This is a genomic window from Xanthomonas nasturtii (assembly GCF_001660815.1).
Lineage (GTDB): Bacteria > Pseudomonadota > Gammaproteobacteria > Xanthomonadales > Xanthomonadaceae > Xanthomonas > Xanthomonas nasturtii.
In genome coordinates, this window is the sequence record NZ_LYMI01000005.1 from 72,601 (window position 1) to 94,797 (window position 22,197).

The 22,197-nt window shown below is 63.0% G+C and carries 13 protein-coding genes and 1 pseudogene; 5 read left to right on the plus strand and 9 right to left on the minus strand.

Annotation, left to right across the window (positions count from 1 at the left end):
• Positions 1–117: 117 nt before the first annotated feature.
• From A7D16_RS02655 to dnaA, 7 genes are all read right to left on the minus strand, one after another.
• Complete coding sequence (locus tag A7D16_RS02655; protein WP_064629561.1) at positions 118–1,314, minus strand: tetratricopeptide repeat protein; 1,197 nt, start codon at positions 1,312–1,314, stop codon at positions 118–120.
• A 276-nt stretch (positions 1,315–1,590) separates the two neighbouring features.
• Positions 1,591–2,397: a M48 family metallopeptidase gene (locus tag A7D16_RS02660; protein WP_064629563.1), complete on the minus strand. Its 807-nt coding sequence runs from the start codon at positions 2,395–2,397 to the stop codon at positions 1,591–1,593.
• A 202-nt stretch (positions 2,398–2,599) separates the two neighbouring features.
• The gene (locus tag A7D16_RS02665) at positions 2,600–3,439 is read right to left on the minus strand and encodes a CPBP family intramembrane glutamic endopeptidase (protein ID WP_064629565.1); all 840 of its coding nucleotides are present in this window, start codon (positions 3,437–3,439) and stop codon (positions 2,600–2,602) included.
• Positions 3,440–3,503: 64 nt separating this feature from the next.
• On the minus strand, positions 3,504–5,948 hold the full coding sequence (gene gyrB, locus A7D16_RS02670) for a DNA topoisomerase (ATP-hydrolyzing) subunit B (RefSeq protein ID WP_064629567.1): 2,445 nt from the start codon (positions 5,946–5,948) through the stop codon (positions 3,504–3,506).
• Positions 5,949–6,062: 114 nt separating this feature from the next.
• Positions 6,063–7,169 (minus strand): DNA replication/repair protein RecF, encoded by a 1,107-nt coding sequence (gene recF, locus A7D16_RS02675; protein WP_064629569.1) that lies wholly within the window; start codon positions 7,167–7,169, stop codon positions 6,063–6,065.
• Between the two features lie 1,059 nt (positions 7,170–8,228).
• A complete protein-coding gene (dnaN, locus tag A7D16_RS02680) occupies positions 8,229–9,329 on the minus strand; it encodes a DNA polymerase III subunit beta (RefSeq protein ID WP_064629571.1) in 1,101 nt (366 codons plus the stop codon).
• A gap of 277 nt (positions 9,330–9,606) precedes the next feature.
• On the minus strand, positions 9,607–10,932 hold the full coding sequence (gene dnaA / locus A7D16_RS02685; protein ID WP_064629573.1) for a chromosomal replication initiator protein DnaA: 1,326 nt from the start codon (positions 10,930–10,932) through the stop codon (positions 9,607–9,609).
• 242 nt (positions 10,933–11,174) lie between these two features.
• On the opposite strand from dnaA, the gene rpmH reads away from it, so the two are divergent.
• The 5 genes from rpmH (at position 11,175) to mnmE (ending at position 17,267) form a co-directional block, all read left to right on the plus strand.
• Positions 11,175–11,315 carry a 50S ribosomal protein L34 gene (gene rpmH / locus A7D16_RS02690; RefSeq protein WP_002805908.1) on the plus strand — a complete coding sequence of 47 codons (141 nt, stop codon included), beginning with the start codon at positions 11,175–11,177 and terminating at the stop codon, positions 11,313–11,315.
• Positions 11,316–11,353: 38 nt separating this feature from the next.
• Positions 11,354–11,791 carry a ribonuclease P protein component gene (gene rnpA / locus A7D16_RS02695; RefSeq protein ID WP_082861703.1) on the plus strand — a complete coding sequence of 146 codons (438 nt, stop codon included), beginning with the start codon at positions 11,354–11,356 and terminating at the stop codon, positions 11,789–11,791.
• 25 nt (positions 11,792–11,816) lie between these two features.
• Positions 11,817–13,538 (plus strand): membrane protein insertase YidC, encoded by a 1,722-nt coding sequence (yidC, locus tag A7D16_RS02700; RefSeq protein ID WP_064629575.1) that lies wholly within the window; start codon positions 11,817–11,819, stop codon positions 13,536–13,538.
• Between the two features lie 84 nt (positions 13,539–13,622).
• Positions 13,623–15,767, plus strand: a complete 2,145-nt coding sequence (locus A7D16_RS02705; RefSeq protein ID WP_064629612.1) for a caspase family protein — start codon at positions 13,623–13,625, stop codon at positions 15,765–15,767.
• 159 nt (positions 15,768–15,926) lie between these two features.
• The gene (gene mnmE / locus A7D16_RS02710; RefSeq protein WP_064629577.1) at positions 15,927–17,267 is read left to right on the plus strand and encodes a tRNA uridine-5-carboxymethylaminomethyl(34) synthesis GTPase MnmE; all 1,341 of its coding nucleotides are present in this window, start codon (positions 15,927–15,929) and stop codon (positions 17,265–17,267) included.
• A 108-nt stretch (positions 17,268–17,375) separates the two neighbouring features.
• On the opposite strand, the gene A7D16_RS02715 is transcribed toward mnmE, so the two are convergent.
• On the minus strand, positions 17,376–20,420 hold the full coding sequence (locus A7D16_RS02715) for a TonB-dependent receptor (protein WP_064629579.1): 3,045 nt from the start codon (positions 20,418–20,420) through the stop codon (positions 17,376–17,378).
• Positions 20,421–21,192: 772 nt separating this feature from the next.
• Positions 21,193–22,052, minus strand: a pseudogene (locus A7D16_RS02720) (acid phosphatase).
• Positions 22,053–22,197 lie beyond the last annotated feature (145 nt).

Below are 22,197 nucleotides of genomic sequence, written 5' to 3' on the forward strand. Positions count from 1 at the left end.
CTGTGATGATCCCCAGGTTTTCGGACGGCTTTGACACCGCAGGAACTCCCAAGCTTATACCAATCCCGAGTCCTGTAACCACTAAAAACACAGGGATTTCGGGGGTTTATTTTCTTTTTACTTCAGGTTGATGATCTTCTTCGCGTCTTCAGGCTTTTTGACGCCCTTGGCGATGGCCTGCTGTGCGGCCTGCTTGGCCTCCGGGATACGACCTTCCGAATGCAGCACCTTGGCCAGATTCAAATAGGTCTCGCCGTCCTTGGAAAGCGGTGCGGCCTTCTGCCAGTTTTCGATCGCCTTCGGCGCATCCTCGCTGTAGTAATACGACTGCGCCAACGCAAGGTATGTCTGATAATCAGGCTTGAGGATGCCTTTTTGCATACCTTCATTGATGACCGCGATGACGTCCTTTTCCTTGTTCTCGGTGTTGGCGTAGATGGAATACAACTGCTTGTATTCTTTTTCTTCGGTCAACTGCCCGGCAGCACGCAGCTTATCCATTACGCCTGCGGCCTTGTCCATCTGGTCTGCCTGCATATACATGCTGGCAAGGTTGAGCTGGGCCTTCTTGTCGTTCGGCGTCTTGGCGGCAAGCGCTTCGGCAGCAGCGACCGCCTCACCGGTCTGGCCGGCTTCGGCGTAGGACGCCATCAGCAACTGGTTCCAGGTGTCCTTGGGTTCGGGCGAGGCTGCGATGGCCTGCTTCAGCACCGGAATGGCCTCTTTGTAGCGCTCGGCCTGATACAGCGCCTGGCCCTTGAGAATCAGATCTTCCGGGCGCTGCGACTTGCTCTCGTCCAGATACTTGTCCAGCGTGGCCAGCCCTTCGGCCTGCTGCTCGTCCTGCATCTGCAACTGCGCCAGCATCAGCATCGACTGGAACTGGCCGTTGTTGTCCAGCGCGTTCAGGCCGATGGCCTGCTGCAGATACTTCTTGGCACCCGCAGTGTCGTCCAGGTTATAGGCGGCCTGCGCAGCGAGCTGGGCGGCGAGCGCCTTGTCGGCTTCGTTGGCAGCGCTGTTGGCCAGAATCTCGTCGGCCTGGGTGCGCACGCCCGGATAGTCTTCACCCTTGTTGAAGGTTTCGATCAGCTTCTGCAGCTTGCTGCTCAACTTGGACGAGGGCTTGATCGTCGGCGCCTGACGGGTCGACTGCGGGTACAGCTCTTCGGCCTTGCCGTTGCCCTTGGACTTACGCGCGGCACGCTCGGAAGAACGCTCCGACTGCGCGACCGCATCGGTGACGACAGCCCCGCCCAGGGATGCTGCGATGAACAGGGACAACAGGGCTTGCTTGCGGTTGAGCAGTTTCATGTTTCACCTCGGACGAGCCGCCGTTGGGCGGTGCGAAAAGCGGAATGGACGCTGTACGAAAAATCTGAGCCGGCAAACTTAGCAGAAAGTCTCAGTTCCCGAAAACGGTTTCCATGTTGTGGTGCGGCAATCGGGAGTTGCGAGAAAAGGTCTTAGCACCGCTAACAGCGAGTGACCGGCCGCTGACTCCACGCCCGCAGTGTAGTGGCCGATGCGTTGATTCCAGGTCAGTGTCGGCATGCGCCAAGGAAGGCCGAGCAGTTGCTGTTAGCGGCTCTAGCCACAACGCGGCACGCGCCCGCTCTGCTTGGCCTGCTGATACACCGGTTCGAGCTGGTTGACGTCGGCCTGCAGCTCGCGGATGCGGTTGGTCGGGTCGGGATGGGTGGAAAGCCATTGCGGTTGACGGTTCCCGCTGGCGGCCATCATGTTCTGCCACAGCGTCACCGCCTGGGCCGGATCGAACCCGGCCTGCGCCATCAGGCGCTGCCCGACCACATCGGCCTCGCTTTCCTGGGTACGCGAGCCAGGCAGCAGGAACACTGTCTGGGCGGTCATACCGCCAACCTGATTGACCGCGCTGGCCGCGCCGTCGCCGTAGGCGGCCCCGGCGAGCGCGCCGATGATGCCCAGACCGGTCTGGGCGCCGAGCTGGCGGGTGATGCGTTCTTCATGGTGGCGCGAAATCACATGCCCGATCTCGTGCCCGAGCACGGCGGCAAGTTGATCCTGGGTCTTGGCGACGGTGAAGATGCCAGTGTTTACGCCGACCTTCCCGCCGGGCAGGGCGAAGGCGTTGGCCTCGTCATCGACGAACAGCGCGGTTTCCCAGCGGGTTTCGCGCCATTGCGGCGGCAGTTGCGCCACCAGCGCGTTGACCACGCATTGCACGTAGGCGTTCTGCTTGCCGTCGGTGCTGACTTTTTCCTTGGCCTTGGTCTGCGCAAAGGACTGCGCCCCCAGCTGGTCCAACTGCTGTTGCGACACGCCTCCCACCACCTGTCGGCGGCCGGTTGGCGAAGTTGTGGTGGCACACGCCGTCAGTGCAAGGACGGCAACAACGATCAACAGCCTGGCTTTCATTCGATCCCCCTAGAACCAAGCGGACATTTTGGCAGGCTCGGCTTAACTTTTCGTCAAACCGCCTGGATCGAGCGGTAAAACGCAGCGAACCGGACGTGCTGAGCGTCGATCGTGCGCGCGGATGGTGGCATCTGCGCCAGTGCGCAATGCGGCCGGCGTGCCATTGGGCGCGCCGGAAACCCAGCTGCGTCAGTCGGTCTTGCTAGCCGATGCCGAAAAAGTACAGCGCCGCCAGGGCGGTGGCGTTGTTGATGCCATGTGCGGCGATGGGCGCCCACAGCGTGCCGGTGCGCCAATACAGCCAGGCGAAGGCCGCGCCCATGCTGCCGTAGACCAGCCAAAGCTGGGCGATGGCGGCCGGGCCATTGCCGCTCACGCCAGGCACCTCGTGCACCAGGGCGAACAGCGCGCCACTGAGCACGATCCCCAGCCACGGGCGGCCTGCGGCCAGCAGGCGACCGAACAACACGCGGCGGAACAGCAGTTCTTCGTAGGCCGGAGCAATCACCACCGCGAACAGCGCCAGCGCCAACGGCCAGTGCTTGATGGCTTCTTCCATCAGCGGCAAATTGGTCGGCACCGGTTTGATGCCCAACGCCGAGGCCGCGACGCTGACCAGATTGCTGAGCAGGAACACGGTCACGGCGATCAGCGCGGTCCAACCCCAGGTGGACGCACGTCGCGTGGCGGCGCGTGAGGACGCCTGTTCGCCGGCAGTGGCACGGCGGCGCCAGAAATACAGCAGAACAGCGGGCGTCGCGGTGCTGACCAAGGCGGTGAGCAACTGCACCATCACCCCAGGTTGGCCGACCGCGGCCATCACCTCGGCAGAGGAGGGCGTCAGGCCCTGTGCCTTGGCTGCCTGCACGTAGCCAACGCCACGGATGGCGCCCCAGATTGCAAAACCCGCCACGCTCAGGGTCAGCAACAGACCGACGGCGATCAGTACATCGATCCCGAAGCCGATCAGGACAGGCAGCAATGCTGGCCGGGCGGCAGCGCCGGGCGCCGCCGCCGGAGGTGGTGTTAGATCTGTGCGCATCGTCGTCCTGCCAATACCGGCTCAGCGGCACAGCGCGGTGGCGCTGCGCCGGGACACAGGCGGCTCAGATATCCAGGTTGGACACCTTCAGCGCGTTGTCTTCGATGAAGTCGCGGCGCGGCTCCACCACATCGCCCATCAGGGTGCTGAAGATCTGGTCGGCGGCCACCGCATCCTCGATCCGCACCTGCAACAAGCGGCGGGTGTCGGGGTTGACCGTGGTTTCCCACAGCTGCTCGGCGTTCATTTCGCCCAAGCCCTTGAAGCGCTGCACCTGGCGGCCCTTCTTGGCTTCGTCCAGCAACCAGGCGTGCGCCTGCGCAAAGCTGGTGATCGGGTGGCTCTTGTTGCCGCGCACGATCTGCGCGCCTTCGCGCACCAGGTCGTGCAGCGCCAGCGACACTTCCCGCAACGGACGCAGCTCGCCGCTTTCGAACGCCCCCATCGGCAGCACCTGGGTGAATTCCTCGCCCATATGGCGGCGGATGGCCACCAAGGTTGCCGCCGAGTTCTCGGTCGCCGGGTCGAAGCGCAGCTGGTAGCGCGCAGTGCCCAGGGTGCCGCGGTTGAGCACCGCCTGCAGCGCATCCAGGGTCGGATGCTGGTCGCCTTCGGCCTGCAGCTTTTCCACATCCAGCGGCGGCAGGTCGATCAGCGCGGTCATCAGCGCCGGGTCGTAGCGGTGCGCATTGCGCGCGATCGCCTCGTTGGCACTGGTGAACAGCATCAACAGTTTTTCCAACGCCTCGCCGGTGATCGGCGGCTCGTCAGTGGCCGGAATCAGCGCTGCGCCTTCGACGGCATTGCTGGCCAGGTAGGCGTTGAGCGCCGCGTCGTCCTTCAGGTACAGCTCGCTCTTGCCTTGCTTGAGCTTGTACAGCGGCGGCAGGCCGATGTAGATGTAGCCGCGCTCGATCAGCTCCGGCATCTGCCGGTAGAAGAACGTCAGCAGCAGGGTGCGGATGTGCGAGCCGTCCACATCGGCGTCAGTCATCAAGATGATGCGGTGGTAGCGCAGCTTGTCCGGGTTGTATTCGTCGCGGCCGATGCCGGTGCCCAGCGCGGTGATCAACGTGCCGACCTGGTCGGACGCCAGCATGCGGTCGAAACGCGCACGTTCGACGTTAAGGATTTTGCCGCGCAACGGCAACACCGCCTGGTTCTTGCGGTTACGGCCCTGCTTGGCCGAACCACCTGCCGAGTCACCCTCGACGATAAACAGTTCCGACAGCGCCGGATCCTTCTCCTGGCAGTCGGCCAGCTTGCCGGGCAGGCCGGCGATATCCAGCGCACCCTTGCGGCGGGTCAGGTCGCGCGCCTTGCGCGCAGCTTCGCGCGCACGGGCGGCGTCGACGATCTTGCCGGTGATGGCCTTGGCTTCGTTCGGATTCTCCTGCAGGAACTCCTGCAGACGCGCACCGAAGGCATTTTCCACCGCCGGGCGCACGTCCGAGCTGACCAGCTTTTCCTTGGTTTGCGAGGAGAAGCTGGGGTCGGGCACCTTGACTGACAGCACTGCGATCATGCCTTCGCGCATGTCGTCGCCGGTCAGCGCGACCTTGGCCTGCTTGGCGATGCCGTTCTGTTCGATATAGGTGCTCAGCACCCGCGTCAGCGCTGCGCGGAAGCCGGCCAAGTGGGTGCCGCCATCTTTCTGCGGGATGTTGTTGGTGAAGCAGTACATGGTTTCCTGATAGGCGTCGGTCCATTGCAGGGCCACGTCCACCACGATGCCGTTGTGCTCGCCGGTCACCGAGATCACGTTCGGGTGCAGCGGCGACTTCAGCTGCGCCAGATGCTCCACGAAACTACGGATGCCGCCCTCGTAATGGAAATCGTCGCGACGGCCTTCGCCACGTTCGTCGATCAGGGTGATCTTGACGCCGGAATTGAGGAAGGACAGTTCGCGCAGGCGCCGCGCCAGGATGTCGTAATGAAATTCGACATCGCTGAAGATGGCCACCGCCGGCTTGAACCGCAGCGTGGTGCCGCGCTTGGTGGACGCTTCCAGCTGCTTCAGCGGGTATTGCGGTTCGCCCAGCGCGTATTCCTGCTGGTAGTGGAAGCCGTCGCGCCAGATGTCCAGCCACAGGTGCTCGGACAGCGCGTTGACCACCGACACGCCCACGCCGTGCAGGCCGCCGGAGACTTTGTAGCTGTTGTCGTCGAACTTGCCGCCGGCATGCAGCACGGTGAGGATCACCTCGGCCGCCGACACGCCTTCTTCCTTGTGGATGTCGACCGGCACGCCGCGGCCGTTGTCTGACACCGCCACCGAGCCATCGACCAGGATCTTCACCACGATGTCGTCGGCATGGCCGGCCAGGGCCTCGTCGACGGAGTTGTCGACCACCTCGAACACCATGTGATGCAGGCCGGTGCCGTCATGGACGTCGCCGATGTACATGCCAGGGCGCTTGCGGACGGCTTCCAGGCCACGCAGCACGGTGATCTTGCTGGAATCGTAGGTGCTGTTCGGTGTGGTCGGGGTGTTTTGATCTTCGGTCATGCGCGTGCCGTTAGCTCCACAACACGGGCGAAGGCGGCAGGAGCCGCATCGCACCGTGGGAAAAGGGGGATAGCGGGTCGATTATACCAGTCGGCCCGCACCGGCCGTTGCAGCTCAGGCTGAAAAAGACTGCGGGGTAATCTGGCCGTGTTCCACGTGGAACTGCTGCAACAATGCGCCAGCATCAGCGAGACCTGGCGGGATTTCGGTAGCGGTGATCAGCACCTGAGCCGGTGCGGACGCCAGCCGTTGCAGAACCCGTGCCTGATGATGCCGGTCCAGCTCAGACCCCAGGTCGTCCAGCGCGATGACAGGCCATTCGTTGCGCTCGAATGCAAAGTCTTCGGCCTGTGCGAGCAGGCAGGCGAGGGCAGAGAGCTTCGCCTGCCCCCGAGACAGGGCGTCTTTGCCCTGGAGCACGTCAAAGCTGGGCATCCAATCGGCGCGGTGCGGGCCTTGCGAGGTGTAGCCGTTCTGGCGGTCACGCTCGCGGGCAAGCAGGAGTGCGTCGGCCAGTGACACTTCGTGGCGCTTCCAGCCTGGCGCAAACGTCAGCGCGGACAAGCCCAGCGATGGCGCGATCGTGTTTGCGACCGGGACCAGCCTGTCTTGCAGTCGTTCGAGGTAGCGCATGCGCCGGGAGGTCAACATTTCGCCGGATTCGGCGAGCTCGTGGTCCCAGGCATCGAGCATGCGCGGCTGGGCACCTTGCTTCAGCAGGGCGTTGCGCTGCTTGAGCGCACGCGCGTAGCGACGCCATAGGGCCAGGAAGTCTGGTTCCACGTGGAACAAACCCCAATCCAGAAAGCGTCGGCGGGGCTCGCCGCCGCCACTGATCAACACGTGGCTGCCAGGCTCGAACGTCACCACGGCCAATGCTGCACAGAGCGACCCCAGCTGTGCCACATCCTCGCCGTCCAAACGACCGGTCCACTCCTGCCCGCTATGGCGCAGACCAGCCCGACGCGTCCGCTCGCCGCTGGCACTGCCACCTTCGCGCCACTCCACAAACACTTCCAGCTCGTTTGCGCCCTGCTGGATAAGGCCGTCGCGAACCCGGCCACGGAAGCTGCGCCCATACGCCATCAGGTGCAAGGCTTCGAGCACGCTTGTCTTTCCCGCACCATTGTCGCCGGTCAACAAGTTCAAGCCGCGCGTGGGATGAAGGTCGACCGTCTGAAAACGACGAAGCCGATGAATGGACAACCGCACTACATGCATTGATCGGTGGCTCTGGGCTGAGTCCGGCATGCCGGTCGCGTCGGAGGATACGTGATCGGCGTGGAACCCGTGTCGTCTTGCGTGAAGATGGCCCCGGGGCACCCTGGGGGTAACCTGTGGACAAAAAGAGCTTCCGGAGTGGCATTTTCTCTTATCCACAGCTTGTGGGTACGAAAACAAGGCGATAAACACAGGGTTTCGATGCAATAAAACCCATTAAAAACAGGAGCTTGACCTACTTTTCGGCGAAATCTGCGTCTACCATCACCACCAAGCTCTTAAGTTATTTCTAGATTTAAAAGCAAAGCTAGATGTGCATAAGTCAAAACGGGTGTCTTGCCCGGTCTTGATGAACCCGTTGCCGGACACAGCGGAAGATATCGAACTCGGGGGAATGCGTAGAGCGCAATGAACAGATTCAGTCGTTTGGAAGATCAGACGTGAGGGAATATGCATCTACTCAAGTGAGACCAGGTCTCGTTGAATTGACACCGTGCAAGGACGCTTATTTCTCGCTGGCCCGAACCATTAGGAACCAAAGCCCGGAGAGGGGCGCCACCGCCCGCGACGTTGGAACGCAACTTCCGGGCCCCGAACAGTACTTGCGAGCATAGGACGCGTACGGCCGTCCTTCTCGGCTTGCGTTTCTGCTGGCTCGGCTAAAACTCAACGATCAATTGGCCTGCACCTTTGCGACGTCATGGCCCGGCCCTAGACGCTGACCGATCCCAGGTCCCGGACTCACGCGTGATAGAAACGCCGTCTCACAGAGGCGCGATAGCGTGACCCATACGCGCCTACGAGTTTGCTGTGACTAAAACTGCCAGCACCTCTGCCACACCTGGTCCAGGCTGCATCATTCAGGGGGACACACACCGTCGAACGAGATCCCCGGCCTAAAATCAAGCAGGTTGACCACCGCAGGCAGACACGCCGTCGCGGGTCCTTGCCCAAACTGACCGAGCAGTTCGCCTCAAACCCGGAAATTCATCAGCTCCGACCCCAAAACAAGAAGCCCGGCATTCGCCGGGCTTCTCGTGTTCCACGTGGAACGAAGCGTCAGAGACGCAGCGGCATCACCACATGACGCGACTTTTCGCTGCTGGCTTCACGCACCAACGCCGACGAATTCGCATCGCGCAGCTGGATCACCACGTGTTCGTCGCGCAACGCCGATAATGCGTCCAGCAGGTAATTGACGTTGAAGCCAATCGCCAGATCATCAACCTTGGTGTCGGCCTCGATCTCTTCCTGGGCTTCTTCCTGCTCAGGGTTATGCGCACTGATTTTGAGCTGGCCCGGCGACACTTCCACGCGCACGCCGCGGTACTTCTCGTTGGACAGAATGGCCGCACGCTGCAGCGACGCCCGCAACGCCTCGCGGTCCACCTTGACCTCACGATCGGCGCCAATCGGAATCACTGCTTCGTAATCCGGGAACCGGCCGTCGATCAGCTTGGAGGTGAAGGTCACATCGCCACGCTTGACGCGGATATGGCTGCGGCCGACTTCCAGCTCGACCTCGCGGTCTGCCGCTTCCAGCAGGCGCAACAACTCAGTGACACCCTTGCGCGGCACGATGATCTGGCGCTTGGCGCCGCCGGCCTTCTCCAGCTCGATCTCGCATAGCGCCAGACGGTGACCATCGGTCGCAACACAGCGCAGCAAGCCATCGCGCAGGTCGAACAACAAGCCGTTGAGGTAATACCGCACGTCCTGCTGCGCCATGGCAAACGCAGTCCGCTCGATCAGCTCTTTCAGCCCGGCTTCGGGCACTACCACGCGCTCGGTCGCTTCGACTTCGTCCACGGACGGGAAGTCGTTGGCCGGCAGCGTTGCCAAGGTGAAGCGGCTGCGCCCGGCCTGCACGGTGACCTTGTCACCGGTCTGCGAGATGGTGACGCGGCTGCCATCAGGCAGGGCGCGCAAAATGTCGAACAACTTGCGCGCCGGAATTGTGGTTTCGCCGTCCTGCGCGTCCTCCACCATCGTGCGCGAGATCATTTCAACTTCCAGGTCCGTGCCGGTCAACGACACCTGTCCGTCCTTGACCTGCACCAGCAGGTTGGCCAGCACAGGCAGGGTTTGACGGCGTTCGACCACATTGACCACTTGGGCCAACGGTTTGAGGAAGGCTTCGCGCTGCAGTGTAAAACGCATGTGGTTCCGTGCCCCTATGCTTTAAAAGATAATGGAATAAATCAAAAGCTTGGTGGTGATGGTAGGGCCGTTTTCAGCGGATAACCACCATAACTATTTGTTTCCAAAGACATTTCAGCGCCTGAAACTCGTTGGACTAGTACGCCTGGTCTGGTGGGAAAACCTGTGGATAGTTTTCTGGCCAAATTGCAGCGCAACGTTATCCACAGATTCTCCCGCATTTGACCCCAACGTTTCCACGCTTTTTTCCAAGTGGGCCGCGCTGGAGGTCAATGGCCTACTCGCTGAGCTTGCGAATCAGCTTTTCCCAGTCCTCGCGCAGCTTGCCGTCGGCCTCCATCAGCGTGCGGATCTGCCGGCAGGCGTGCAGCACGGTGGTGTGGTCGCGGCCGGCGAAGGCGTCGCCGATCTCCGGCAGGCTGTGTTCGGTGAGTTCCTTGGCCAGCGCCATCGCCACCTGGCGCGGGCGGGCCAGCGAGCGCGTGCGCCGCTTGGAGAGCAGATCCTTCATCTGCAGGCCGTAGTAGTCCGCCACCGTCTTCTGGATGTTGGGGATGCCGATCGCCTGCTGCTGGGCACGCAGCAGGTCACGCAGCGTCTCCTGGGCGAATTCCACCGTGATCGCGCGACCGGTGAAGTTGGCACGCGCCACCAGCGTGTTGAGTGCGCCTTCCAGGTCGCGCACGTTGGAGCGCATCTTCTTGGCGATCAGGAACGCCACGTCGTCCGGAATGTCGGCGCCGCGCTCGCGTGCCTTGGCCAGCACGATGGCTGCGCGGGTCTCGAAATCCGGCGGATCGATCGCCACCGACAAGCCCCAGGCCAGGCGCGACTTCAACCGCGGCTCCAGGCCTTCAACTTCGCGCGGGTAGCGGTCGCAGGTCAGGATGATCTGCTGGCGGCCGTCGAACAGTGCGTTGAAGGTGTGGAAGAACTCCTCCTGCGTACGGTCCTTGCCGGCGAAGAACTGGATATCGTCGATCAGCAGCGCATCGATCTGCTGGAACTGGCGCTTGAACTGGTCCATGGCCTTGTCCTGCAGTGCGCGGATCATTGCGCTGAAGAACTGTTCCGAGCGCAGGTACATCACCTTGGCAGCGGGGTTGGCCTGACGCAGGGCGTTACCGGCGGCAAACATCAGGTGGGTCTTGCCCAGGCCGGTGCTGCCGTACAGCAGCAATGGGTTGTGCGCACGGTCGCCGGGTTTCTGCGCGGCCTGGATCGCGGCCGCAAGACCCAGCTGGTTACTGCGGCCTTCCACGAAGTTGGCAAAGGTGTAGTGCGAATCCAGGTTGCCGGCGAAGGGCACGATCGGCGCGGCCACCGGCGCATTGGGCACCGCCACCGCGGGAGCCGGCTCGGGCGCACGTGGGCGCGAGCCCACTGCCAGCGCGACCTCGCCATTGCCGGCGAAATACGTCAGCAACTCGCGAATGCGCGGCAGGTAGCGTTCGCGGACCTGGTCGACGATGAAGGCATTCGGGGCGTACAGCACGATGCTGTCGCCGCGGTCTTCGGCTTGCAGGGGTTTCAACCAGGTGTGGACATCTTCGGGCGGGAATTCGGCTTCGAGACGTTCCAGACAGCGGGGCCAAGCATCCATCAAAGTGTGATCATCTGTTGCTGGCTGCGGCGCGCAGGAAAGCGCCGTGCTCGCAGCCCGGTAGTGAAAAGAGGATGGACCAGACTAGCACCGAGGGCAGGGTTTTCCCAGGCTTATTCACAGGTCCATCCACAGGGCGTGCGCAACCTCACAGTCGCTAAAGCACGCAGGGAGTTGACCCGGCCCGCCGCGCTCCTATAGAATTTCCGGTTCTATTCGTCTCCATCCATGCAGAGGGCCCCATGGCCACCAAGCGTACTTTCCAACCCAGCAACCTCAAGCGAGCACGCGACCATGGCTTCCGCGCACGTATGGCAACCGCCGACGGCCGCAAGATCCTGGCTCGCCGCCGCGCCAAGGGCCGCAAGCGCCTGAGCGCTTGATTGCCGCGCCGCTCGCTGCGGCCGAGGCAGTCCCTAACGTGAACGCATCGAACCCGTGCAGGCGATTTCCTCGCTCTGCGCGGGTTCGTACGCGTGCGCAATATACGGTCGTTTTCGATACTGCACGTCGTACCTCGGACCCGTTGCTCAGCCTGCACTGGCGCACAGGCGATACGCCGCCGCGCCTGGGCATGGCGGTGTCGCGCAAGGTCGATACGCGTGCGGTGGGCCGCAACCGGATCAAACGCGTATTGCGCGATGCCATGCGGCATCTGCTGCCCGAGCTTGCCGGTGGCGATTACGTGATCGTGGCGCGCTCGGCAGCGGCGAAGGCGACCAATCCACAGATTCGCGACGCCTTCGTGCGTCTGCTGCGCCGTGCCGGCGCATTGCCCCTGCCTGCTGCGCCCGGCACAATGCCGCCCGCCAGGACGATGCACCCATCCTCCCTTTCCCCGACAGAGCCGGAACTCTAGTTCCGACTGAGCGAGTTGCTGCCCGATGAACCAGACCCGTGTTTTCCTGATTTTTGCCTGGCTGATGGTCGCGGCGCTGCTGTGGATGGAGTGGGGCAAGGACAAGGCAGCTGCCAATGCGCCTGTTGCAGCTGCCACGCAATCGGTCCCGGCGGCGCGTGATCTGGATGCGGCAGCGTCGAGCGCCAATGTTCCCGCGGCGCAGGCCATTCCGCAGGCAGGCGCGCCCGGTGCGGTGCCTGCGACCAGCACCACCGCCGCGACGCCAGCCGCTGCTGGTACAGCGCCGGTGGTGACGCTGACCTCGGATGTGCTGCGCCTGAAACTGGATGGCCGCAGCGTGCTCGATGCCGAACTGCTGCAGTTCCCGCAGACCAAGGACGGCACCGCGCCGGTCAGCCTGCTGACCGAAGATGCGGCGCACCCGTATAACGCCACCAGCGGCTGGGCCAGCGAGCATTCGCCGGTGCCGGGCGTGGGCGGCTTCCGCGCCGAGCAGCCGGGCACGGCGTTCGAACTTGCCAAGGGCCAGAACACCCTGGTGGTGCCGTTCGTATGGAATGGCCCCAACGGCGTGTCGATCCGCCGCACCTTCACGTTGGAGCGCGGTCGCTATGCGATCTCGATCAAGGATGAGGTGATCAACCAGAGTGGCGCGCCGTGGAACGGCTATGTGTTCCGCAAGTTGAGCCGGGTGCCGACCATCCTCAGCCGCGGCATGACCAACCCGGATTCCTTCAGCTTCAACGGGGCGACCTGGTACAGCCCGCAGGAAGGCTACGAGCGTCGCGCATTCAAGGACTACATGGACGATGGCGGCCTGAATCGCCAGATCACCGGCGGCTGGGTGGCGCTGTTGCAGCACCACTTCTTTACCGCATGGATTCCGCAGAAGGACCAGGCCTCGTTGTATGTGCTGAACCAGGACGGCCCGCGTGACGTGGCCGAGCTGCGCGGCCCGGCCTTCACTGTGGCGCCGGGACAGACCGCCAGCACCGAAGCGCGCCTGTGGGTGGGCCCGAAGCTGGTCAGCCTGATCGCCAAGGAAGACGTGAAGGGCCTGGACCGTGTGGTCGATTACAGCCGCTTCTCGATTATGGCCATTATCGGCCAGGGCCTGTTCTGGGTGCTGAGCCATCTGCACAGCTTCCTACATAACTGGGGCTGGGCCATCATCGGCTTGGTGGTGCTGCTGCGCCTGGCGCTGTATCCGTTGTCGGCCGCGCAGTACAAGTCCGGTGCCAAGATGCGCCGCTTTCAGCCGCGCCTGGCGCAGTTGAAGGAGCGCTACGGCGACGATCGCGTCAAGTACCAGCAGGCGACGATGGAGCTGTTCAAGAAGGAAAAGATCAACCCGATGGGCGGCTGCCTGCCGCTGCTGATCCAGATGCCGATCTTCTTCGCACTGTATTGGGTGCTGGTGGAGTCGGTGGAACTGCGCCAGGCGCCGTGGTTGGGCTGGATCCAGGACCTGACTGCGCGCGACCCGTACTTCATCCTGCCGGTGCTCAACATCGCGATCATGTGGGCCACGCAAAAGCTGACCCCGACCCCGGGCATGGACCCGATGCAGGCCAAGATGATGCAGTTCATGCCGCTGGTGTTCGGCGTCATGATGGCCTTCATGCCGGCCGGTCTGGTGCTGTACTGGGTGGTCAACGGCGGCCTGGGTCTGTTGATCCAGTGGTGGATGATCCGCCAGCACGGCGAGAAGCCGAGCAAGATCATCCAGGCCAACGCCAAGTAATTGAAGAAGGCCCGCCGCAAGGCGGGCTTTCTGCATGTCAGCCCGCATCTGCTGCCTGTTGTCTCCCTCGCCAAGGACGCCGTCGTGACCACATGGCCGTTGCATCGCCTGTTGCTGTGCGCAAGTTGCGTCGGAATGCTTGCGCTGGCCGGCTGCGGCAAACACGACACCAGCGAGGCAGCTTCCGCTGCGAAGCCGTCTTCTGCCGCGGCCGCAGCCACGCCGGCAGACAAGGCCGGCGACGCCGTGCACGCATTGATCGCGCAACTGCGCGAACAGTTGGACCGGCACCGCCGCATCATCGTGTTGCTCGCCGATGAGGACCCGCACAAGGCCTACACCGAAGAGATCGTGGCGATCCTCAAGCGCTACGACGTGCCCGGGGTGTTCTTCGAAGTGGGGCGCAACCTGGGCAGCCTGGACGCGCAGGGCAAGCCCAACCTCACGCCGTTATCCAAGATCAGCCACACGCTGATGGAAGAAGGTTATGCGGTGGGCAACCACAGCCTGACCCATGCGCAGCTGTCCAAGACCACCGGCGATGCGCTGCGTAGCCAGGTGCTGGATACCGACACGCTATTGCGCGCGGTGGACGACACGCGTGCGCCGCTGTTCCGGTTTCCGTATGGCGCACGCAATGCGGAGGGCCTGCAGTTGCTGGGCGAGGCCGGCCTGAAATCGATCATGTGGAACATCGATTCGATGGACTGGGCCGACCCGGTACCCGAGTCGATCGTGCAACGCGTGCTGGATCAGGTGAACAAGGAGCAGCGCGGCATCGTGCTGTTCCATGACATCCACGACCGTGCAGTGAAGGCGCTGCCGCAGATCCTGGATCGCCTGATCGCCGATGGCTACCAGTTCGCCGGCTGGAATGGCCGCGAGTTTTCGGTGGCGCACGCGCCCAGTGCGGCGGCCGAGGCAACCGTGACCACCAGCTATGCCAAGTCGTGGGCGATCGTGATCGGCATCGACGATTACGCGCATTGGCCCAAGCTCGAATACGCGGCCAACGATGCGCAGGCGATCGCCACGACCTTGACCGGCCCGTTGGGATTTCCCTCGTCGCAGGTGATCGTGCTCAAGAACGGCGAGGCGACACGCAACAATATTCTTGCCGCCTTTCATGACCGCCTCGGCGAAGGCCGTGCGCAGACCAACGACCGCGTGTTCGTGTTCTTCGCCGGGCATGGCGCCACGCGCCGGCTGGCGTCCGGGCGCGACCTGGGCTACATCATTCCGGTCGATTCGGACCCGGAGCAGTTGGCCAGCGATGCGATCGCGATGAGCGACCTGCAGAACATCGCCGAAAGCCTGCAGGCCAAGCACGTCCTGTTCGTGATGGATGCCTGTTACAGCGGGTTGGGGTTGACGCGCGGCGGGCCGAGCTCCAGCGCATACCTGCGCGAGAACGCACGGCGCATCGCGCGTCAGATGCTCACTGCCGGCGGAGCCGATCAACAGGTGGCCGATAGCGGCCCGAACGGGCATTCGGTATTTACCTGGGTGCTGTTGCAGGCATTGGCCGGCAAGGGCGACCTCAACGGCGATGGCTTGATCACCGGCACCGAGCTGGCGGCGTATGTGGCGCCTGCGGTGTCGGCGGTGTCGGCGCAGATACCGGCCTTCGGCAGCCTGCCCGGATCGCGGGGCGGCGAGTTCGTATTCCAGGTGCCCAGCGGCGAAGAATTCCTCACTGCCGATACCGCGCAATTGTCTGCCGATGCGATTGCGCTCAACAGCCGCGTGGATGCCACACGGCCTGCGCCCGCTGCAGCTGGTGCGGTGGCGGCTGCGGCGCCGGTCACGGTGAAAACCCTGCAAGGCGGCCAAGCCACGCTGGTGTTGCCCACCGCGGTGAAGAGCAGCGACCGCCAGCGCGCACAGCTGGCCAACGAACGTGGTTTGCAGCTGTACAAGGAAAAGCGCTACGCCGACGCGGCCGAGCAATTTGCCGAAGCGCTGAAACTGCGTCCGGACTTCGCGCTGGCAGCCAACAACCTGGGCTTTGTGTATTACCGTCAGGGGCGTTTCGCCGAATCGGCGCGCTGGCTGGAAAACACCTTGAAAATCGATCCGTCGCGCGCGGTGGCCTATCTCAATCTCGGCGATGCGTACGCAAAGGCCGGCGATCGCGACAAGGCACGCAAAGCCCATTCGACGTATCTGGAGCTGCAGCCACAACGCAGTGGTGCAGCGCAGGCGCGCGCGCAGCTGCAATCGCTGTGACGGATGGTGATGGCCGACACTGTGCGTGCCGTTGCCGGGAGTACGCGATTGCTGCAATGGGTGCGTGATTTAGAACGACCCATGGACACGTGATACGCCGCTGAGCGCGCATCGTGTCAAACCCACGTTTTCTCTTTTCTCCATGTCAGAGCAGTGTCCATGTCGTCTTCCACTTCCACCATCGTTGCCATCGCCAGTGCTGCCGGAACCGGTGGTGTGGGCATCGTGCGCTTGTGCGGGCCACAGTCGGTACAGATCGCAGGGCAGCTGGGCGTTGCGCGTCTGCAGCCACGGCACGCGCACTACGCGCGCTTCCGTGATGCGCAGGGAGCGGTGATCGATGACGGCATCGCGCTGTGGTTCAACGCGCCGCACAGCTTTACCGGCGAAGATGTCGTCGAACTGCAGGGCCATGGCAGCCCAGTGCTGCTGCGGCAGCTGGTTGCCCGCTGCATCGAACTGGGCGCGCGTCAGGCACGTGCCGGTGAGTTCAGCGAACGCGCGTTTCTCAACGGAAAACTCGATCTTGCGCAGGCCGAAGCCATCGCCGACTTGATCGCGGCCGGCGATCTGCGTGCGGCGCGCGCGGCGCGGCGCGCATTGGACGGCGTGTTTTCGCGGCGTGTCGATGCGCTCGCCGACAACCTGACCCGCTTGCGTATCCATGTGGAAGCGGCCATCGATTTTGCCGATGAGCCGCTCGATACCCTGGGCGGTAACCAGGTACGCGATGGCCTGGGCAAGGCGCGCACCTTGCTCGCACAGTTGCTGCGCGATGCCGAACGCGGACGCACGTTGCGCGACGGCCTGCATGCGGTCTTGATCGGCCCGCCCAACGCCGGCAAGAGTTCGTTGCTCAACGCGCTGGCAGGGAGCGATCGGGCGATCGTGACCGATGTCGCCGGCACCACCCGTGACACCTTGCACGAGTCCATCCAGCTCGACGGCTTCGAGTTGACCCTGGTCGATACCGCCGGGCTACGCGATGGCGGCGATGCCATCGAACGCGAAGGCATGCGCCGCGCGCGCGCAGAAGTGCAGCGCGCCGATCTGGCGCTGGTGGTGCTGGATGCACGCGACCCGCAAGCCGCACGCGACGCGATTGGCGATGCCATCGATGCAGTGCCGCGTCAGCTGTGGATCCACAACAAGTGCGATCTGCTCAACAATCCCGCACCACTGGACGCCAATGCGATCGCAGTCTCTGCAGTGACCGGGCAGGGACTGGAGCAGCTGCACACCCGCCTGCGCGAGCTTGCGCTTGGCGACCGCGTGGAAAGTGTCGATGGCGAATTCTCCGCCCGCACCCGGCACGTCGAAGCACTGCGTCGCGCCGAACATCACGCGGACGCCGCCGACCTGGAACTGGGTTTCGAACAACTCGAACTGGCCGCCGAAGAACTGCGCCTGGCACACGAAGCGCTCGGCGAGATCACCGGCAAGCTGAGCGCCGATGAATTGCTGGGTAAGATCTTTTCGAGTTTTTGTATCGGAAAGTGAGGCGCTGCTGCGCAGCGTGCTCGCGATGAGCGATCCGCAACGGCTGGCGCAAAGGACACCGGCCTCTTTCGAGGCCGGTGTTGATGGAGCCGATGTGCGATCAAGCCATCAGAAGTCGTAACGTGCGGTCAAGCGGAACGAGCGCGGCGTCTGATAATTGCCGTCATTCAAATAATTCGGGCTGATCACATCGCGAGATGCTTCACTGAATTCGTTGTACTCGGTGACGCGGTCGTTATTGAACAGATTAAACACGTCGAGCTTGATACGCAGCTTGTTGTCGGCCCAGTTGGGGATGTATGCAGCCGCCAGATCGAAGGTCCAGGTCCACGGCGTACGCCCTTCGTCGCCACGTTGACGTAGCACGCGGGTGCCTTCAGCGTTCAAGCAATAGAAGCTCGAACCGCTGTAACCGCTGAGGTTGCCCTGGTCAGGCTGCGGAATGTCGTCCAGCGGGATATAGCCCTGGCAATTGACCGGACGACCGGACTGCAGCACCAGGTTCCCGCCGAACTGCCATTCCGGCGTGAGGTTATAGGCACCGAACAGCTTGAGGGTGTGCTGACGATCGTTTGGCGTCGGGCCATAGGTGCCATCGGTAAACAGGCGGTGATCGAAGTCCTGCGTCAGGCCCGGATCTTCCTGCTCCAATGTGGAATTGACGTAGCCCTCAACATTGCCTCGCGTTCTGGCAAACGTGTATGAGCCCTGGAAGTTGAATTTCTCGCCGGTGCGCTCCCAGAAGAATTCCAGTGCGGTATGGATGCGTCGATATTCCGGAAGACCGAGATACGACGCCGGCAGGGTTGCCAGTTCCACTTCGCCATCGCCATTCAAGTCGACATTAAGCGTGACATCGCTGCCTGGGTTAAGGAAGTAGCAGCTTGGCACCGAACCCGGATCGAAATCAGGATAGCCGTTATCGGCGGCCCAATCGATCCAGGGATTGGTGGTACAGGTATCGTCCATGCCCGACTTCACCTCGCGGCGAATCATGCGCACGCCTGCCATCCAGTTTTCGGTCAACTGCAACTGCCCACCGAGAATGACTTCGTCCTGATACATCGGCGAGAGATTGGTGGATGCAACCGATGCCGGGTTTGGCGCAACCAGCGAGCCATTGGTCTGGGTAGCGCCGATCTGCGCACCCTGGCCGACCGGCCGGCCGTCGGCTTCGCTCCAGCCGTTGACGAAGTACCAGTTGGACACGGTCGATTCCGCGCCCGTCGCACGAATACTCGAGTTGGTTGCGACGGGGATGTAGTAACGGCCTGCGGTGCCGAACAGCTTCAGGCTGGAATCGCCCAGCACGTCCCACGAAAAACCAAGTCGCGGGGCGAGCTTGTAGTCCGACTCCACCCAGGCGATACCATCGCCATTCTTGTTCTGGAATTTTTCGCCACGCAATCCGAGCACCGCGAGGAAGTCCTCGCTGATCTGCCAATTGTCTTCAAGATAGAAAGCGCTGTTGGTATTTTCGTAGCTGGAGCTGCTGGTCTGATAGACGCGCGAGCGCGCATACAGTGAGCCGCGCGGCACCAGCTGACCGTTCACGGTGCGGCCCGGACGTCCGGCAAATGCGCCGGTGGCAACCGCATTATTGGGAACCAGGTAATACGCCCAGTTGATGCCGCCAGCATAGGTCTGGCCACGATGGCTGGATTCGTAGTTTTCCTGATCGACACCGAAGCGCAACCGGTGATCGCCCAGCACCCATTCGCCATCGACGCGGAAGGCCTTGCGGATGTCTTCATCAGGCTCGGCATTCAGATCGGCGATGGTGGAAATGGTGCCAGGGTTGCATCCGATAAATCGGTCGGTCACGTTGGTGGTCAAACCGAAGCTATAAGCCCAAGGGCACTCGCCGCCAGCCGGATTGGCAGGCAGGCGCGAGTCGATCAGGTTGCTCAGATAGCCGTACTGCGCCGACAGGGTGAAGTTGTCGGTGAAGTAGCCGGTGTACTTGAGGATGCCGACCTTGCCGCCGTTTTCCATCTCATAGCTTTCGATCGGCGACTCGTGCCTGCCGACGTTGTAACGGTTATCGCCGTTGGCATCGAGGTTGTATTCGTAAGTACGGTACTTGGTCTTGGCTTGGTTGTAGATGCCGGTGAATTCGACCAGATTGCTGTCGTTGATGTACCAATCGAGCTTGACCAGACCTTGCGGCGTGTCATCGCGAACCTGACGGCTTGTCAACGCGTAGAAGTTGTCTTCAGTCTCGCTACGTCCCTCCACCATGGCGAAGAAGAACAACCTGTCCTTGATGATGGGACCGCTGGCATACGCAGAGTAAATGGTGCTGTCGAACTGATCGTCGCTGCGGTACTGGTACAGCGGGTCTGACGCGTCGGGGTCGCGTTCGCGGACGTTCTTACCTGCTGCCGCGCCCCAGTCCGGCGCCCATTCCACGCTGGCGCCGTAATGCCAATCATTGGAGCCGGACTTGGTCACAATGCTGACGATGCCGCCCAGCGAGCGGCCATACTCGGCGCCATAGCCACCGGTCTTGACCTGCAACTGCCCGATGCCCTGGAACGGCACATTGGCAAACGACAGGAACGTGCGCATGTTGGTCACGTCGAAGCCGTTGATGTAATAGCCGTTCTCGGCCACCGACGAGCCGCCGAACGATGCGAGGTTGCCAGCGCCCAGGCCGCTATCGCCTCGCACCGCACCTGGCGCCAACAGTGCAACCGAAGACACATCGCTGGCCACCGGCAATGCAATCATCTGCTCGGCGGTGAAGACCGTGGTGGATTCAACCGACGAGACATCGATGGGATTGAGCGCGCCGGTGCCGATCACGTTGACCCTGTCCAGCGTTGTGGCATTGCTTCCGAACACGACCTGCGAGCCGCTACCGACCTTGACCTCGACTTCGCGCGTCACCCCGTCGGCGGTGACCACGTATTTGCCCGGCGGTAGCTGGCTGAAGCTGAATCTGCCGTCGGACGCGGCGGTGACCGAACGAGTGACACCGGTCTGCGGGCTCTGAATGGCAACGGTACTGCCCGGCTGCCCGCTACCGAAGATGGAGCCCACCGCACTCTGCGCCTGCAAGCCACCTGCCACACACATGCCCATTGCAAGGCTCAAGGCACTGCGCGCGATGTTCCTGGACAACGAACTACGAACCCCTGGACGCGTCATTCCTCTCTCTCCTGATGAATTACGCACAACGACCTCGAAACGTGGGACTCAGCTGCCCTGCAGCAGCTGAGGGGGAGGTGCGCTTCAAGCGATAGCAAGCTGAACGGCTGTCATATTCCTGAAGGCTGTCTGAAGATTAATCCGGGATTTACGGGAATGTCATCATTTTGGAACTTTTTTGTGAACCAGCGCTTCTGGGCCGGGTATCGCCGAGCCGATTCGTGTACGCGAGGGCGACACTTACCCAGTCGTCCCCCGCTGTGGGCAGGGGCGTGGCTATCGCAGTAGCCGTCGCTCGTTCCCGAATCGGGCGCGTGGGCGGGTTTCCGGCCGGAAGTCGAGCGTCGGCGGCTACGGACAACTAGCGCGGTACGGCGGCGTATGCCGCACGTCATCTGAGGTACCAGCGTCGGTTGGCCACTGTGGCTCAGTACCGATGGACTGGCTGTTGGCCGCAATCAGTAGCTACTGGATGGCGGCTGTGCCCAAGAGCGCGCGGCCGCTGCAGACGCGTGGCGCAAGCGGAATAGATCGAGGGGATCGGGTATGCGCCAACGACGAGGCATTACGCACTGGAACCCGCGACGCGGACAAACGCGGGCGCACCAATTACTGACGCACCCTGCGCAGTTGTTCAAGCGCTATGAGTAAGCAAATTGCTCTATCGACGCAGCATGCGCAGCGCGCACCGGCCCCGTGAAAGCGTTGCAGCTACGCCCGCGAGCACGCCCTGCGAGAGGTGCGGGGCGTTGCGCCGACGTTGCGGCGCTGTCTACATCACACCAGGCAGCACCGTCTGCAGCGCTTGGTTTTCCGCCTTGCACGCGGCCACCGTGGTTGCAGCGGCCTGCTTCGCCTGCGCCTTTTCGATCTCGCGGCGGGCGGCGGCCAAATCCTTTTCGAATGCTGGGTTGCCATGCAAGGCGGCGACAGTGGCGGCGCCCAGCATGCGGCCCTGGATGACATCGCTTTGCCAGTGCACATTGCAGACCAGGCGGCTGTCGCCGAAGGCGCGGCCGCGGGCGAGCAGGGCGTCGCGGTGGGGGGGGCGATTTCCGACAGGATCAGGCCCCAGCTCCAGCCGATGGCGGTGTGGCCGGAGGGGTAGGAGCCGTTCTTGCGCAGGGCTGCGTCGTCGGCCGGGGTGCACATCGGTTGGTCGTTGCGCATGAACGGGCGCGCGCGTTGGTAGCGTGCCTTGGCGGCGCTGGTGCTGGTGCTGGCATCGCGCATGCTGCGCTCGAGCAGGCGCAGCAGATGCGGGGTGCTGGCCGGGTCGATCTGTACGCCGAGCGCGCAGCTGAAATGGCTCGCCGCGGCGGGGAAACCCAGCACCGCGTCCTGCGCGGCCAGCTCCCAGCGCGGGGTGCCGCGCAGCGCGAGCATGGCCTTGGCGATGGCCTCGTCGTTGGCGAGTGCAGCGCTGCCGACCTGCGGCGGTGGTGGCACCAAGTGCAGACTGTCGGGTAGCTGGTCCTTATCGAGGTAGCCCCGCACGTCGGTGGCGAGCACTGAATCCGCCGGCTTTGCCGGTTGCCGCGCATTCGCCATGCTGCCGCTGCCGATCAGTAGGGCGACGGCAACCACGCCTGCCAGCGTCCGGTGAGAAGGGCGAGCAAGACGGTAGGACATGGGCGGATCCTCGACGCAACACAACGGAAGAGTCCGCAGATTACGAGGTACAGATGACACCCGCATGCCAGCGCAACGCAGTGGTGGCGCGGCAGGCGTAGCGGTTGTCGCCGCACTGTCATCTGTGCGTCGCATCGGCGCAAGA